This window comes from Amycolatopsis coloradensis (assembly GCF_037997115.1).
Classification (GTDB): domain Bacteria; phylum Actinomycetota; class Actinomycetes; order Mycobacteriales; family Pseudonocardiaceae; genus Amycolatopsis; species Amycolatopsis coloradensis_A.
In genome coordinates this window covers 3,731,812-3,747,064 of record NZ_CP150484.1, presented here as the reverse complement: position 1 = coordinate 3,747,064, position 15,253 = coordinate 3,731,812, and the positions used below count along the sequence as shown (strand labels likewise).

At 66.9% G+C, this 15,253-nt stretch carries 14 protein-coding genes and 1 pseudogene; 8 read left to right on the top strand and 7 right to left on the bottom strand.

Going from position 1 to position 15,253, the window contains the following annotated elements; translation table 11 throughout:
* Positions 1-1,338 precede the first annotated feature (1,338 nt).
* Together LCL61_RS17985 and LCL61_RS17980 are read left to right on the top strand one after the other, a co-directional pair.
* Positions 1,339-2,418 (top strand): hypothetical protein, encoded by a 1,080-nt coding sequence (locus LCL61_RS17985; RefSeq protein WP_340687886.1) that lies wholly within the window; start codon positions 1,339-1,341, stop codon positions 2,416-2,418.
* 92 nt (positions 2,419-2,510) lie between these two features.
* On the top strand, positions 2,511-3,908 hold the full coding sequence (locus LCL61_RS17980) for an aldehyde dehydrogenase family protein (protein WP_340687885.1): 1,398 nt from the start codon (positions 2,511-2,513) through the stop codon (positions 3,906-3,908).
* Positions 3,909-4,276: 368 nt separating this feature from the next.
* On the opposite strand, the gene LCL61_RS17975 is transcribed toward LCL61_RS17980, so the two are convergent.
* Positions 4,277-4,789, bottom strand: a complete 513-nt coding sequence (locus LCL61_RS17975) for an anthrone oxygenase family protein (protein WP_340687884.1) — start codon at positions 4,787-4,789, stop codon at positions 4,277-4,279.
* Positions 4,790-5,137: 348 nt separating this feature from the next.
* Between LCL61_RS17975 and LCL61_RS17970 the strand changes: the two genes are divergently transcribed.
* From LCL61_RS17970 to LCL61_RS17945, 6 genes are all read left to right on the top strand, one after another.
* Complete coding sequence (locus LCL61_RS17970) at positions 5,138-5,617, top strand: cation:proton antiporter regulatory subunit (RefSeq protein ID WP_340687883.1); 480 nt, start codon at positions 5,138-5,140, stop codon at positions 5,615-5,617.
* Between the two features lie 2 nt (positions 5,618-5,619).
* Complete coding sequence (locus tag LCL61_RS17965) at positions 5,620-6,831, top strand: cation:proton antiporter (protein WP_340687882.1); 1,212 nt, start codon at positions 5,620-5,622, stop codon at positions 6,829-6,831.
* Between the two features lie 123 nt (positions 6,832-6,954).
* Complete coding sequence (locus LCL61_RS17960; protein ID WP_340687881.1) at positions 6,955-8,181, top strand: sodium:proton antiporter; 1,227 nt, start codon at positions 6,955-6,957, stop codon at positions 8,179-8,181.
* Positions 8,181-8,411, top strand: coding sequence for a hypothetical protein (locus tag LCL61_RS17955; protein WP_340687880.1), 231 nt, complete (start codon positions 8,181-8,183; stop codon positions 8,409-8,411). The genes LCL61_RS17960 and LCL61_RS17955 overlap by 1 nt, the downstream gene beginning before the upstream one ends.
* 189 nt (positions 8,412-8,600) lie before the next feature.
* Positions 8,601-9,095, top strand: coding sequence for a hypothetical protein (locus LCL61_RS17950; RefSeq protein ID WP_340687879.1), 495 nt, complete (start codon positions 8,601-8,603; stop codon positions 9,093-9,095).
* 22 nt (positions 9,096-9,117) lie between these two features.
* A complete protein-coding gene (locus LCL61_RS17945) occupies positions 9,118-11,559 on the top strand; it encodes a PEP/pyruvate-binding domain-containing protein (protein ID WP_340687878.1) in 2,442 nt (813 codons plus the stop codon).
* Here LCL61_RS17945 and LCL61_RS17940 read toward each other — a convergent pair.
* The 6 genes and pseudogenes from LCL61_RS17940 to LCL61_RS17915 form a co-directional block, all read right to left on the bottom strand.
* On the bottom strand, positions 11,510-12,046 hold the full coding sequence (locus LCL61_RS17940) for a DUF6653 family protein (RefSeq protein ID WP_340687877.1): 537 nt from the start codon (positions 12,044-12,046) through the stop codon (positions 11,510-11,512). The two genes, LCL61_RS17945 and LCL61_RS17940, sit on opposite strands and share 50 nt — an antisense overlap.
* Positions 12,047-12,059: 13 nt before the next feature.
* A complete protein-coding gene (locus tag LCL61_RS17935) occupies positions 12,060-13,328 on the bottom strand; it encodes a glycosyltransferase (RefSeq protein WP_340687876.1) in 1,269 nt (422 codons plus the stop codon).
* A complete protein-coding gene (locus LCL61_RS17930) occupies positions 13,325-13,936 on the bottom strand; it encodes a TetR/AcrR family transcriptional regulator (RefSeq protein ID WP_340687875.1) in 612 nt (203 codons plus the stop codon). The genes LCL61_RS17935 and LCL61_RS17930 overlap by 4 nt, the downstream gene beginning before the upstream one ends.
* Before the next feature lie 200 nt (positions 13,937-14,136).
* Positions 14,137-14,382 (bottom strand): annotated as a pseudogene (locus LCL61_RS17925) (hypothetical protein); the annotation flags it as partial.
* A 42-nt stretch (positions 14,383-14,424) separates the two neighbouring features.
* Entirely contained in the window at positions 14,425-14,883 is a 459-nt protein-coding gene (locus LCL61_RS17920; RefSeq protein ID WP_340687874.1) for an SGNH hydrolase domain-containing protein, read from the bottom strand.
* Positions 14,855-15,175: a hypothetical protein gene (locus tag LCL61_RS17915; protein WP_340687873.1), complete on the bottom strand. Its 321-nt coding sequence runs from the start codon at positions 15,173-15,175 to the stop codon at positions 14,855-14,857. The genes LCL61_RS17920 and LCL61_RS17915 overlap by 29 nt, the downstream gene beginning before the upstream one ends.
* Positions 15,176-15,253: the final 78 nt, after the last annotated feature.

The following is a 15,253-nucleotide window of genomic DNA, read 5'->3' as shown; positions in this document are numbered from 1 at the left end:
CGGCTACCAGGGCAACCCCGAGATGATCATGCCCTACCACGACCCCGTGACGGACAACCGCCGTTGCCGCGGGGGAAAGAGGACCTCAACACCGGCGCCACGCACGCCACCCGCGGCATCGCCCTCATGCGCAACCTGGCCAGCACGGAGTGACCGGCCGCCCCGCGGCGCCATCACCTATACCACCAACGCATTTGCTCATTACGGGACAACCTTTAGCCGCTATCACGATTCAACGGCGAGCGACCAGTCGCCAATTCGTGTGAGTCCCCGCCGCGACGTGGACCTCGGGCAAGCTCGACAGCGGCGGAATCGGTGACTACCAATACCGAATCGTCCAGCGCGTGGAATAAGGTGTTCTTTCGCGCCCGTCTCATCGAGTGCGTCTGCGATCAGCAGCAGAGGCCGTTCGCCGATTTCCAGATTCACCTGGGCCAGAACGCCCTCGTCAGCGAAGACAGCCACATGCTTGACCTGTCCAAGCGGCAACTCGGCCAACGCTCTCCATCGGTGGATTCCGCCCCACAGCCCCTTGTCCCGAAACCTTGCTTCCGGGACAGCCCACAGCCCGGACGCGGTGCCGCCTTCGCAAGTATTGACACTCCACACGGCGTCATCGTCCAGCCGTACTTGCAAGCCGAGCATCTGTAAACAGTGCGCCCACGGATCTGCGAACTCGGGGCCACCGCCCGTCGCGACAGTCCACGACTCGACGCGCCTACCACACAGCGACGCGAACTCCCGCGACCGCTCGGCTACCCAGTCATCCTCCGTCACACCGGCAATATTTCTGCAACTTGGGAAGGTCGTTACCGAATATTCGCACTTACTTGCCGCTCCAGCAGGGCGACTGCACACGGTCACCGACACCGGCACAACCGGACGTGTCACGTTCATCGGTACCAACGGTCCAGTATTCGCCAAGGACACCATCAACGGCGCCGGCGGCTGGATCGACCAGCAACGCGACCGCCGACCAGTTGAAGCTCGGCGCGTGTTCGCCGACCCGGGACGCAGGGCACCTGAAAGTGCCGCCGGCACGAGCCCGTGTCGACGAGGGACGGCATCGCCGGCTCTTTACCCATGCGCCCCGGATCACACAAGCCCTCTGCTACGTCCGGCTAAGAACGTCTCCCCCGAACACTCCGCGACATTGTCGACAGCTCCATGATCACTATCCTGACCAGGCGTCTTACCTCCCACGACGAGGCGCGCCAGGACCACTTGGCCGATATCGAAGACAGTTCCTGAGAACGCCAACGTTCGGCAGGAGCACCACAGCACCGGTCACGTCGCGCGCTCCATCCTCCAGGGCAAGGCTCGTGAAAGGAGCCGACCGTGACCTCGACCCACCCCATCAGCACGCAGTTGAGCCCGATCTCGTTCACATCCGTCGATCCGTGCCGCGCACCGGGGTGGGGGCAAGCCAGAGAGCTGGTCAACGGCACCGCCACCGGCAACGTTCCCGGTTTCGCGTTGTCCGCCGGCGGACTGGAGCTGTCGGCCGGTTTCCTCAGCGACCCGCAGGAACATCCCAACACCGACACTGTGCTGCTGTTCACCGAGGGCGCCCCCGTGTGGGTCTTCTACGGCGATGACCTGCGATATCTCGCGGTCCAGGAGCAGGGCGACCTGCTGACCATCCGCCGTGGCACGCCCTACGCGGTCAGCACCGGGTTCGACCGCGGCGCCACCGGCTACGTGGTGCGTTCGGACGAGCGCGTGTTCGCCGACACTGTCGTCCGGTCCGACCTGCGAGACGTGGCACAGCGCCACGCGGCTGCCCGCCTGAAGAACCCATCTCGAACACGCTCCGTGAGCGGTCGCTGCACTGTTGTCCCGTTCGACTCCGTCGACCCGGTCCTGACTCCCCAGGGACACCGAATCCGGCCTCTGGTCGACGGACGCCACGAGGCCAATCCCTCCGGGGTGGGCATTTCCGTGGGAGGGCTTGAGGTTCCTGCCTGGTTCCTCGCCAAGGCGCACATGCACCCCCGGACCGATGTGATCGTGCTGGTCGTCGACTGCGGAAAGGAAGGGGCGCTCACCCTGCACGGCGAGCACCTCGAGCACGATGCCGTGCAGTACCGCGGCGATCTCCTGCCCATAAAGAGGGGACGGAAGTACGCGCACACCGTGCAGAATCTGAGCGCCGACAAGTCCATCCGCGCCTACGAATTCCGTTCCCAGCCGACGGTGCTCATCGACAACCCCCAGATCCCGGAGCTGCAGCCGACCGCGACCGAGCGCGGCCGTGCGGCGCTCGAACGGCTCCACGGTGCCGACGCGGTCGCCGCACACCTCGCTCAGCCCCCGGCACAGCGGGCCGCCCAGGCCGCGTCGCCCACGCCGCCCGCTCACGGCGCCGCGTCCCGCATCAACCTCGCTCAGCCAGGCACCGATACAGGGAGACGCTAATGAACGGCACAGCGAAGACACCGACGACATCACCTGTCGCAGGTTCGCCCAGGCGCCACCAATTCATCGCAGGTGAGTGGCGTGACGGCTCGATGAACAAGGTCCTCGTCGACCGGAACCCGTATGACGGCACCACCGTCGCCGAGTTCCGGATCGCGGGAGTCGACGACATCGACGACGCGTACCGGGCGGCGGCGCGTGCCAGGCTCGAATGGGATCAGGTCAACCCCTATGCCAAGCGGACGGTGTTCGAGCGAGCGGTCCGGTACGTCGAGGAGCACGAGCACGCGATCGTGGAGATCATCGTCGACGAGCTCGGCGGTACCCGGCTCAAGGCCATGTTCGAGATCGGCCTGGTGCTGAACATGCTCAAGGAGGCGGCGACCTTCCCGCTGCGCATGGAAGGCCGCATCCTGCCGTCCCCGATAGACGACAAGGAGAACCGCGTCTACCGCGAACCGGTGGGCGTCGTCGGTGTCATCAGCCCCTTCAACTTCCCGTTCTTCCTGTCGATGAAGTCGGTGGCGCCCGCGCTCGGCGCCGGCAACGGCGTTGTCCTCAAACCGCACGAGGACTCGCCCATCACTGGCGGCACGCTCATCGGCGAGATCTTCGAGGCGGCCGGCCTGCCCGCGGGTCTGCTCAACGTCGTCGTGACCGAGATCCCGGCGATCGGCGACGCGTTCCTCGAACACCCCGCACCGAGGGTCATCTCGTTCACCGGGTCGTCGGCCGTCGGCAGGCACGTCGCCGAGGTCGCGGTGCGGCACTTCAAGAAACCGCTGCTGGAGCTGGGCGGAAACAGCGCGATGATCGTGCTGGCGGACGCCGATATCGACCTCGCGGTCGACGCGGCGGCCTTTTCCCGCTTCACCCACCAGGGTCAGATCTGCATGTCGGCGAACCGGATCCTCGTCCACCGGGACGTGTATGAGGAGTTCGCGGCGAAGTTCGTGGCGAAGGCGAAGTCGCTGCAGGTCGGCGATCCTCGTGACTCGGAGACGATCGTCGGACCGCTGATCAACCAGCGGCAAACCGCCGCACTCGCCGCGCTGGTCGAGCAGGGCATCGCGGAGGGTGCGACGGTCGCGCTACGCGGCGAGGTCAACGGGAACCTGTTCGGCCCCACAGTGCTGACGGACGTGACAACCGCGATGTCGGTGATGCAGCAGGAGATGTTCGGTCCGGTGGCGTGCCTGATCCCGTTCGATACCGAGGACGAGGCGGTCGACATCGCCAACGACACCGACTTCGGCCTGAGCGGTGCGGTCCACACTCGCGGCCTCGAACACGGCGTCGAGATCGCGAAGCGGCTCCACACCGGCATGGTCCACATCAACGATACGACCATCCACGACGAGCCGATCGTCCCCTTCGGCGGCGAGAAGCAGTCCGGGTTCGGGCGCCTCAATGGTGACCGCAGCCTTGACGAGTTCACCACCCTCAAGTGGATTTCTGTCCACCGCGGACGACGACAGTTCCCGTACTGAACCCTGCGCTCCGAGCCGTCCTCACGGGCCGCTTCTCAGCGGCCCGTGAGCGTTCTACACACTCCTCGTTGAACGGCTTACAGGCCGTGCCCGCTGCACGGGCGCCGTTCTGGCAAAGCGCACCGGTGAACATGGTTCCGGCGCCGGCGCACGTCCGGTTCTATCGGCGCCGTGCCTCAGCATTCCCCAGTCCTTCGGCGACATCCGCACGACAGCGAGCCAGACAGCGACCGGTGTGAACACCAGCAGCGCGTTGCCCACCGGGCCAACGAGCCCGAGGTCGTGCGCGACGACTCTGGGCACACCAAGGGCCGCGAGGAGGAAGATCACCGGCCACGAGACGCCGAGTGAGGAGCGGGCCCCGCCTTTCATGCCGAACCTCCGGACAACGCACGTGCTCGGTGGTAGCGCAGGAACCCGATGAAGGCCAGCGTCGCGGTGACAGCGCTGAACGCGAGCCGGAACCAATGACCGACCTCGAACTCGAGCGCGGTCCGCCGCAGGAACTCCACGGAATGCTCGGCGATCCCCTCCTCGAACATGAGGTCGTTGCGCGGCCAGAAATAGAGCACGGAGAACAGGAATTCGCCGACCAGCAGGGTGCCCAGGCTCCCCGTGATCCACCATCGGGCCTCCCGTGCCCGCCTCAACGACAGGAGAGTCGCCGCGGCGGCGAGCACGGTGACCGCACCCATCGGCGGAAACAGGTCGGCGGGACCGGTGACCACGAAGAACTCCATGGCCTTGGCCAGCGAGGCGGGCGCGTCGTGGAAGACGTTCGGATAGATGACTACGGTCTCGACCGCGATACCCCCGAAAGCCACCATGGCAATCCAGACGTAGGCGCCCGAAACGGCAAGGGAAATGCCGTCGTTTCGCACGTGCTTCTCCTTGGACAGAAGGAACTTCTACCGCGTCGACGTTATTTCCCTCCCCGGCTACGCACATCCGTATGAGGGCTCTCACCGCGTACGCATCTCGACGTAGGCAACGGTCAGGTGTTGAGGTCTCTGCGGTGATAGCCCAGGACGCCCAGCGCCATCAGCGCGGCCAAGACGAGCAGGGCCGACCGGGATGGTGAGCAGGCTGAACATCGCCGCTGCGAATCCCTCGTCCGTATTGCCTGGGGAAAATGCACTCCGCTCGATCCGGCGATACCAGTGACCCTGCTTCGTGACGATGAGTGGCGACTGAATTGTCTGGGACTCGCGAGCTGCGATGATGAGGGGATGGACGTCAACGAGGTTCTGCTGCCCGGTGTGGGCCTGCGCTACGAGTTCACCAACGCCCAAGGCGACCGGATTGGCATCGTCGCCCGCCGATCGGGAGAATTCGAAGTGATCGGTTACTCCTCCACCGATCCGGACGAAGGTGACCTTCTCTTCCGGCTCACCGCCGTCGAGGCGGACACCGTCGCGGAGATCCTCGGCGCACCGAGGATTGCGGAGCGATTCGCCGACCTGACCAAAGAGGTACCGGGACTCAGTGCCGGCCAGGTCGCCGTACCCGCGACTTCCGAGCACGCCGGACGGCCACTCGGTCACACCAGGGCACGAACCCGCACCGGTGCCTCCATCGTCGCCATCGTCCGTGCTGACAGCGTCATCGCCTCCCCCACTCCTGACGAACTTCTGCGAGCAGGTGACGTTCTCGTGGTGATCGGAACACACGAAGGGATCAACGGCGTGCGCACGATCATCGAGGGCTGACCGTGCACACGTCGCTCGCGTTGCTACTCGAGCTCGGTATCGTCCTGCTCGCGCTCAGCATGCTCGGCGCCGTCGCCAGGCGACTTTCGCTCTCGCCGATCCCCCTGTACCTACTGGCCGGGCTCAGCCTCGGCGAAGGCGGCATCGCGCCCATCCCTGCCGCGGGCGAGTTCGTCCAGACCGGAGCGTCCATCGGTGTCGTGCTGCTTTTGCTGACGCTCGGCCTGGAATTCGACACCTCCGAACTACAGCACAGTCTCCGCCGACACTTCCCATCCGCCGTCGCCGACCTACTGCTCAACGCAGCCCCGGGAGTGCTCGCAGGTTGGCTGCTCGGGCTGAACTGGCTGGGCGTGCTCGCCCTCGGCGGCGCCACCTGGATCTCGTCATCAGGCATCATCGCCCGGTTACTGGGCGATCTGCGCAGGCTCGGGAACCGCGAGACGCCCGCCGTGCTGTCCATCCTCGTGATCGAGGACTTCGCCATGGCGCTCTACCTGCCGATCCTGGCTGTCCTCGCGTCGGGCGGCTCCTGGCGACAGGCGGTCGCCGGGGTGCTGATCGCGGTCGCCTGCCTCGCCGCCGCGTTCACCGCGTCGCATCGGTGGAGTCATCACGTCAACCGCTGGCTCGCTCACCCTGACGCGGAGCAGCTGATGCTGCGCGTCCTCGGTGTGACACTGGTGGCCGCCGCGCTGGCGGAACTGGTGGATGTGTCAGCCGCAGTAGGCGCGTTCCTGATCGGCCTGACTCTCACCGGGGAAGCCGCAGAACGCACGCGGACAGTGCTCTCACCCTTGAGAGACCTGTTCGCCGCCGCCTTCTTCTTGGCCATCGGATTCGCCGTGAGCCCCACCGATCTGCTGCCCGTGCTCCCCACCGCAATGGCACTCGCCGCCGCCGGTATCGCGACCAAGTTCGCGACAGGATGGCTCGCCGCGCGACGCGACGGCGCCGGATCCCGAGGACGGACGAGGGCAGGCACCATCCTGGTCCCTCGCGGCGAGTTCTCGATCGTGATCGTCAGCCTCGCGGGCGCGGCAAGCGCCACCCTCGGCCCGATCGTGACCGCCTACGTCCTCATTCTCGCCACCATCGGCCCCGTGCTCACCCGTTGGCCGCGGTCACGAACCCCGCGAACGATCGTCGAGCGCCAGCACAAGCACGTCGCCGACGAAGACCCGCCGCCGCTGCCTCCAGCACCTCGCACCTGACACCCGCCTCCCGAACCGCCCGGTCGCTGGTTTGCATCTACGGCTGCCATACGGCATCTTTACGCGCGGAGCGCCGGGAAGTCTGGTCGGCACGACCCATCCATGACGGGTGGGTCATTCGACGTGGACGGGGTTGTGATGGCGCTCGCTTTGGCGTTCGGTCTGGTGCTGTTGATCAGCGTGTCGTTGTCCGGGCTCGCGGCCCGCACCGTGCTTTCCACCGCATTGTTGTTCCTGGTCGCCGGTGCACTGATCGGGCAAGGCGGCTTCGGGCTGGTCGACATCCCGTCCAACGGCGCCTTCGTGACCGGACTCGCCGACTTGGCCCTCTTCACCGTGCTGTTCACCGACGGCCAGCGCGCCAGTCTGCCCTCCTTGAAGGAGGGATGGCGGCTCTCCGGCCGCGCACTCGGGTTGGCGATGCCCTTGACCATGGTCGGAATCGCCGTGCCCACCCACTACCTCACCGGCCTGGACTGGACCACCTCGTTCCTGATCGGTGCCATTCTGTCCCCGACCGACCCGGTCTTCGCATCGGCCATCGTCGGCCGGACCGACGTGCCACTGCGCCTGCGCAGGCTTCTCAACGTCGAATCCGGGCTCAACGACGGTCTTGCCCTGCCGTTCGTGCTGATCTTCTTGGCCACCGCCGCGAACCGGGACACCGATTTCGGCGGAATCGCGATCGAACTCGTCGCCGGTCTCGTTCTCGGTGTCGCCATTCCCGCGGCCATCTCGCTCGCCTGGCGGCTGAAGATCCTGACCGCTGAACCACGCCTCCAAGCACTGGGACCATTGGCGGTCGCGGTCATCCTCTACGCGACCTGTCATCTCACCCACGCCAACCCCTATCTCGCCGCGTTCGCGGCCGGCGTCACTCTGGCCACAATGGACCGCGTCTCGGCGGAGCACTTCGAACACTTCGGTGACCTGCTTTCGGAAACGACGAAGTTCGCAGCCCTGCTCGTGTTCGGCGCGCTCATCACCCCCGAGCGGCTGTCACATCTCAGCTTCGGCGACTGGGCCGTTGCGGTCATCGCCATCGTGCTGATCCGGCCCGCTGCGATGATGTTCTCCCTGATCCGAACTCCAGTGCCCGCCCGGGAACGATCAGTCGCCGCCTGGTTCGGGCCGAAGGGTTTCGCGTCCGTCGTCTACGGCCTGCTCGCGCTCCAGGCCGGGATTCCCGCCGGGGAACACGTCTTCGACCTCGTCGCCATCACGATCGCCTTGTCGATCGTCCTGCACTCCTCCACCGACGTCCCCGTCGCCAAGGCACTCAGAATCGAACCACCCGATAACCTGCCGACAGGACGCCCTGAAGCCCAGGCACAGAAAGAAAGTTCCTGATGGGCACCGTCAACCCCGCCCTGGTGTTCGCGGTGCTGTTCATGGTGCTGCTCGGCGGCATTCCGCGGCGTTACTGGTACCTGCAGCTTCCCGCGGTGCTCGGCTGGGTTCTCGTCTGGGTCGACAGTGAATTCACAGGACAGTGGACCGACACGTTGGGCCTGGCGATCACAGTCTTCAGCTTGTCATGGCTCGCCCTGACGGGTAAGCGTGCGGACCCCCCGCGATGATCCCGACGGATGACGCGGCTCGCTCAATACTCCTGCGGAAGGCGAGACGGCACCGGAAGACCGGGTGAACCGGCTTCACCCGGCCGGTCCAACCCCGTAGAGAAAACGTCAAAGTCGACAATGCGGCATGCATGTCACGCCTATCGTGTAGGCCCAACCATCCCGACGCGGGAAGGGAAGCTACGGCCAGTGCCCGATCACACCACCGCAGAGCTGGCCCGGCTGGTCAGTCAACCCCACGTGGTCGAAATCCTGGACATCCTGGCCGAAGCCCCGTGCTCGCTCGAGGATCTCCACCGGCAGCTGCGAGTCAGCCGGCAGGCAGTCACCTCGGCGCTGCGAGTCCTTGCCGCGGCCGGTGTGGCCCACCGACATGGCCATTCCGGCAGCTGGGACAACCGCCCTTCGCCATCGGTCCGCCATGGACTCACCGCCACGGGCCGGGACTTGGCCCGTCAGCTGGATCGACTGGAAGTCTGGACCGCGCTCTACCGGCGGTATCTCGATACCGCACCGGCAAAGAAAAGTACGGCAGCCCTAGCGGCGCGGTACTGCGTCGGGCTTCTCCTTGCCGTCGCCGGAACCCTGTTCCTCGGCAACGCTGAACACACGATCCCGTTCGGCATCGGATCGCTGGTGCTCCTCGCCGCGATGGCATATCGAACCAGCCGACGAATCACCTGAGCCCACCACAGGAGGACGAGAGATGAAGCTGATCCGTCTGTCCGAGATCGATGCTTCGATGATCGACCTGGTGGGCGGGAAGGCCGCCGGCCTCGGTGAGATGATCAACGCTGGTGAGCGTGTCCCGGACGGCTTCTGTTTGACCGTCGAGGCGTACTCGTCGCGAGACCTCCCCGAGAAGGTGGTGATCGGCGCATACGAGCGGCTTGGTAGCGGCCCGGTCGCGGTGCGTTCCAGCGCCACTGCCGAAGATCTGCCGGACGCCAGCTTCGCCGGTCAACAGGACACCTATCTCGGCATCAACGGGTCCGCGTCGCTCGTCGATGCCATCCACAAGTGCTGGGATTCCCTGCATTCCGACCGGGCCGTGGCCTACCGCGCCTCCGCCGGTATCGACGACGCCGCCATGGCGGTGGTGATCCAGCGGATGATCGACCCCGTAGCGGCAGGTGTTCTGTTCACCGCCAACCCGATCACCGGTTGCCGCACCGAGATGATCATCGACGCCGCTCCCGGCTTGGGCACGGCGATCGTCGACGGCACTGTCGTGCCCGATCACTATGTTCTCGACCACCACGCGCGAACCGTGCCACGGCTGCCCGAAGGATGTCTCGGCACACGGGAGCTCGAGCAACTCCGGGACGCCGGCCTGCGCCTGCAACAGCATTTCGGCTCTCCACAGGACATCGAGTGGGCGATCGATTCCGACGGTGTGCTGTGGTTGCTGCAGTCACGGCCGATCACCACCCTGTTCCCGTCGCCACCGGACACCGGCGAGGCCCGGCTTTACCTCGAGTTCGGCCACATCCAGGGAATGCTCCGCCCGTGCACGCCGATGGGGGTCTCCCTGCTCAAGGCCGGATCGGCGCTGTGGTTCCACGCACACGGGGTCCACGGCGATCCGCGGGATCCTCTGCCTCGCCTGGTTCCCATCGGCGGACGGCTCTATTTCGACCTGACCGACTTCGTCCGGCACAAGGCCATGCGCAAACGCTTGTCGACGTCCCTGCAGGTGTACGGGCCGCGAGTGCAAGGCGCCGTCGAGCACATGATGACCGATCCCCGCTTCGCCCCGCGGCGCGGTCTTCCGTTCCGGCTGGGCAACATCCTCAGGGCCACGGCGTTGCTGGCACCGAGCATGATCGCCGGAATCGCCTCGAGCCTCGCCCGCCCGGACGCGGCCCGTATCCGCTCGTACCGCGCGGTCGAGGAGATCCGGCGCCTGACCGTACCGCCCTCGAACTCGGCCACCACAGCGGAACGCCTGAGGTGGGTCATCGAGGACTCACATCGGGCGATCATGAGCCACGGCATGTTGGGGCTCATGGGTCCCTTGATGGCCGGGATCCTCCTCGGCGCGGCGCCCTCCGGGCTGCTGAAAGGCATCGCCTCCAACGAGGAACTCGACATCGTCCTGGGCGGCATGCCTCACAACGTGACCACCGAGATGGACCTGCTCCTCTGGAACCTCGCCGTGAACGCGCGAAAGCACCGTGAGATCTTCCTCAGCATCCCACCTGACGAACTGGCGGCGCGGTATCGCACCGGGCGGCTCCCCGACATCGGGATGGCCGGGTTCATCGACAGGTACGGCATGCGCGCGGCCGCCGAGATCGATGTCGGCATGCCCCGCTGGGACGAGGATCCGGCGCCGTTGTTCGCCACGATCGCCAACTACCTCCGGGTCGACGACCCCGAGCTTGCCCCGGACCGGCGTTTCCGCCAAGCCGCGCACAAGGCCGAAGCGATGATCGAGACGCTGTCCCACCGGGCTCGGCGCCGGCGGCCGGTCCGCGGGCGGATCGCGACCTTCCTCATGCGCCGGTCGCGTAAGCTCACCGGCCTGCGCGAGATCGGGAAATTCGCGTGGCTGCCCGCTATCCAAGCCTCCCGGCGCCAACTCCTCCTCATCGGTGATGATCTCGTGTCGCGCGGCCTGCTGGAGAGCCGCGACGACATCATGTTCCTCACACTCGACGAAGCGCGCGCGGCCGTTCACGACGCCACCGACCACCGTCGACTGATCGCCTCACGCCGCGCGGACCACCGCCGAGAGCTACGGCGGCACACCGTCCCGGGCGCCCTGCTCTCTGACGGAACCGACGTGGAAGCACTTGCCCCGCCAGGACCAGTCGAAGACGGCGTGCTGACCGGGATGGCCGGTGCGGCGGGCCAGGCGACCGGGAAGGCCCGGGTGATCCGGGATCCGGCAGGTGCCTACATCGAGCCCGGCGAAATCCTCGTGGCGCCGACCACCGATCCCGGATGGACCCCGCTGTTCCTGACCACGGCGGGCCTGGTCACCGAAACCGGCTCACCGGTCGCGCACGGCCCCACGGTCGCCAGGGAGTACGGCATCCCGGCCGTCATCTGCGTCCGCAACGCCACCCACGAGATCACCACCGGCCAGCTGATCACCATCGACGGCACCGCGGGCACGGTGCGGATAATGGATGACGACTGACATCTTTCGCGGTCGCCTGTTCCTCGGCGCGTTCCCAAAGCCAGCCGAACCTGTCGATGCGCCACAGCTGGGCCATGATGACGACGACCGCTCCGAAGAGGGTCGGCCAGAAGTCCAGCATCACCAGGCCCCAGGTGATCAGGCCGAATCCGGCGAGGCCGAGTACGACCAGGACACGCAGTACCCGGCCGTGGTCCGGCGGGACCGACGCTTTGTCCTGTGCCCAAACGCGTTCGCCGTAGATCCCGCGGGCGGCCCAGCTGCGCGGCTCGACCGGCGGGAACGCCGACGGATTGAGGAACAGCCACACGACCACGGCCGCGACCGGCACCAGGCACCACCAGCCGATCCAGGTCCTGCTCCAGACCGCGATGAGCATCAGCGGAATGGCCGCGAAGCGGGTCCACACGCTCCAGGGGTTCGCATGACGGCGCCACGCTTCATCGTCCATCCGGAAGGTCTTCGCGACCGCTTCGGTGATTTCCATCGTGATTTCCTTGTCAGGTCAGGGTTTCCAGAAAGTCTGCTGCGACGGCTACACCGTTCTCGGCCTGGATCTCGCGGCCGAGCCGGGCGGCCCGCTCGCGCATTCCGGCGTCACTGGTGGCCTGTCGCAGTGCCTCGGCCAGCCGGTCGGCCGTGAGGCTTTGCTGGCGGATCGGGGCCGGCGCGACGCCGACAGCGTGCATGCGGCCCGCCCAGTACGGCTGGTCGGCGACGAACGGACACACCACCTGCGGTACGCCCGCCGCCAGCGCGGCGCCGGTCGTGCCGCCGCCACCGTGATGCACGACCGCGCTCATCCGCGGGAACAGCCACTCGTGCGGTGCATGGTCGATCACGAACAGATCGCCGGTGCCGGCGTCCGCGGAAATGCCGCCCCAGCCGGTGGCGAGCACCGCGCGGACACCCGCCCGGCGGACCGCTTCCTCGACCACCGCGCGGGTGCGGCGCGCGTCCCGGCCTGCCATGCTGCCGAATCCGATGTAGACCGGAGCGGAACCGGCGTCGAGGAAGGCACGCAACTCCGCGTCCGGCTCCCAGCCTGTCACCGCTGGGAGGTACCAGAAGCCGGTGGTGTGCACCGAATCCGGCCAATCGCGAGCGGAGACGGTGATCTGACGGCTGAAGGCTTGCAGGACCGGACGGTCCTTGCCTTGCGCGTCGTGCAGGATGTCGTGGCTTCCCCGGCGGCGCGGCAATCCGAGTTCGGTGGTACGCCACGTAGTGGTGATACCGGCGTACATCCGCAGTATGGCGCCCACGGCGAGATACGTGGCGCGGTTCAGACTCCTCGGCAGGCGGGGCAAGGGCATCATCGGGCAGGGGAAGTCGCCGGTGGGAATCCAACCGGGTTGCAGCGCGACGACGACCGCGGGCACGCCCAGCATCTCGGCGGCGTGGTGAGCGGGTACCCCGGTCGTGTGCACGACGATGTCCGCGCGGGACGTTTTCGCGACCACACCGATGTTGTGCAAGACCTCCGCCATCAGCGGCTTGACCCGTTGAGCGGTCCGCACCGCGGTGATCTTGCCCCGCACTCCGCGATAGCCTCCCTCGATGGCCTCTTGCACCACCGGGTCGTTCATCAGCCGGTTCGGCCCCTCACCCAACGAAGCGAACTCGACGTCGTACTCCCCCGCCGCGTCGGCGAACGAGTCCGGCGCGGCCAGCAACGCCTCGTGCCCGCGAGCGCGCAGGGCGACCGCGAGGGCGAGCATCGGTTGCACGTCGCCCCGTGTGCCGTGGGTGACCAGCAACGCCCTCACTTCGCTCGCTCCTCGCCGTTGATGGCGGCGTAGGCGGACAGCCACCGGTCATCGGCGAACAGGCCGTTGGTCAGAATCTCCAGCCCCGCCTTGGCTCCCCGGACCGCGGTCGCGGTCTCCGCCGGATCCCCGCCAAGCAGCCGTCCGACGTGATCGCCGAGTACGAGGGGCGCCAGCAGCCACGACACATACACGACGGCGCGCGCCCGGGAGTCGTCCGAGGAGCGCACCCACCCTTCGCGCTCACCGTCGGCCAGCCATGCCTCGGTGCGATCCACGATCTCGGTGAACAGGGCGGACGCGCCACTCGACCCGTCCAGGAAGGCCCGGGCCAGATACCGCCGCACCGGCGTGGCGGCCTGCAACACCTCTCCCAGCGCGTCGGTCCCCGCCTCGCCACCGGAGCGGATCGCATCGAGCACGTGGTCGTCACACGCCTGCCGCAACCCGTCCTTCGAGCCGAAATGGTGCAGCACCAGCCCCGGCGACACCCCCACATCCGCGGCCACCGCCCGCACCGAGGTCCCCGCGATGCCGTCGGCGCCGAATCTGGCCAACGCGGCGTCGCGGATCCGGGCCCGCGCGGTCAGATCAGAGGTTAAACGCATGTTCAAAGTATTGAACACTCGTTCAGTCTCGTCAAGGTGAGCTGAGTTCTGCCGATCCTGAAGTCAGCCGCCGGGCCGCGGTTCCTCCGCGTGATCGTCGGCCCAGCCGAGCGCCTCGGTGATCGCCTTGTCCGCGATGGCCGACATCGTCGACATGTTGGTACCGCTACGTGGTTGTCGTCGAGGTAGACGAGCACGTTGCCGATCACCGGCGGGCAGACCTCGGCCGTGCAGAAGTAGTCGCTGAAGTCGAGGAACCGCACGTTCGGCGGCAGATCCGAGAGCGCTTCGTATGGCGGCCGCTCAGCGTAGAGCTCCGACCGCGGTGTGGCGCGTTCGGGCGCCGCGATGCCGCGGATCTCGGCACAGGTGGCGGGAGCTTGGCCGAAGCGGGATTGTCTCGCACCGCCAGCACCGGGATTCCAGCCTCCTCGACCTTTCGCCATTGGGCGATGTACCCGGGCGGGCCCGTTCCTCGACGCCAGGTTTTAGTTCCCGGTGCCGATCTTCATCACCGTGTCGGGACGGGTGGTGACGATTTCGTCCACCACGGCGGTGTTCCAGTCGATGCAGGACTGGTCGCCCGGTACGGCGTCGGAGTCGGTGGAGAACGGGCAGCCGCCGCGGAGGATGGACGTGACCTCCCAGTTCTTCTTCTCGGCGATGGGGAGGAGGGCGCCGAGGAACTGCCCGGCGTGCGAGTCGCCGGCGACCACGATCCGGCGAGTGGGATGCCCCGTGGTCTGCGACGTACAGACTTCGAGATCGGCGTTGCGCGGCGAGGTTCCGCACCGGGCCGGGTCGATCCCCGCCCAGTCTTCGGACACCGCGACGAACGACGGCACTGGTTTCACGTCCGCCGAGCCCCAGTAGGTGAACCCGGTCGTCCGCGCGACGGCACCGGGGTGATCGGGATTGTCACCGCACGCCGCGAGCACCATGGCCATCGCCAGGACACCGAACCGGCTTCTCGACCAGGTGATGGGTCAGCACGGCGAGGACGAACGCCAGTGCGATGATCACCGCGCCACCGCGCAGCCCGACCTCTTCCCCGTCACGCGCGACGAGGTAGTAGACCAGGACCGGCCAGTGCCAGAGGTAGAGCGCGTAACACCTTCGTTGCCATTGGACGAAGGGATTCTCTCGAAGTCGCCACTGTGGTGTCCACGCAGGAGACCGGACAACGGCCGCTACCGTGGTCGGCCGACTCCAGCCACGTACGCGAAATGATCGTTTCACTACCGGCTGTCTTCGAAATCTGCATTGAAGTCGACTATTCGAGAACGATCTCGCAGTGCGCTGGCGAACCTGGCGCGA

Bases quoted from the DNA above. Each gene is read 5' to 3' on its own strand.
- LCL61_RS17980 (WP_340687885.1), top strand. From the start codon at position 2,511: ATGAACAAGGTCCTCGTCGACCGGAACCCGTATGACGGCACCACCGTC.
- LCL61_RS17970 (WP_340687883.1), top strand. From the start codon at position 5,138: ATGGACGTCAACGAGGTTCTGCTGCCCGGTGTGGGCCTGCGCTACGAG.
- LCL61_RS17955 (WP_340687880.1), top strand. From the start codon at position 8,181: ATGGGCACCGTCAACCCCGCCCTGGTGTTCGCGGTGCTGTTCATGGTG.
- LCL61_RS17945 (WP_340687878.1), top strand. From the start codon at position 9,118: ATGAAGCTGATCCGTCTGTCCGAGATCGATGCTTCGATGATCGACCTG.
- LCL61_RS17940 (WP_340687877.1), bottom strand. From the start codon at position 12,046: ATGGAAATCACCGAAGCGGTCGCGAAGACCTTCCGGATGGACGATGAA.
- LCL61_RS17930 (WP_340687875.1), bottom strand. From the start codon at position 13,936: ATGCGTTTAACCTCTGATCTGACCGCGCGGGCCCGGATCCGCGACGCC.
- LCL61_RS17920 (WP_340687874.1), bottom strand. From the start codon at position 14,883: ATGGCCATGGTGCTCGCGGCGTGCGGTGACAATCCCGATCACCCCGGT.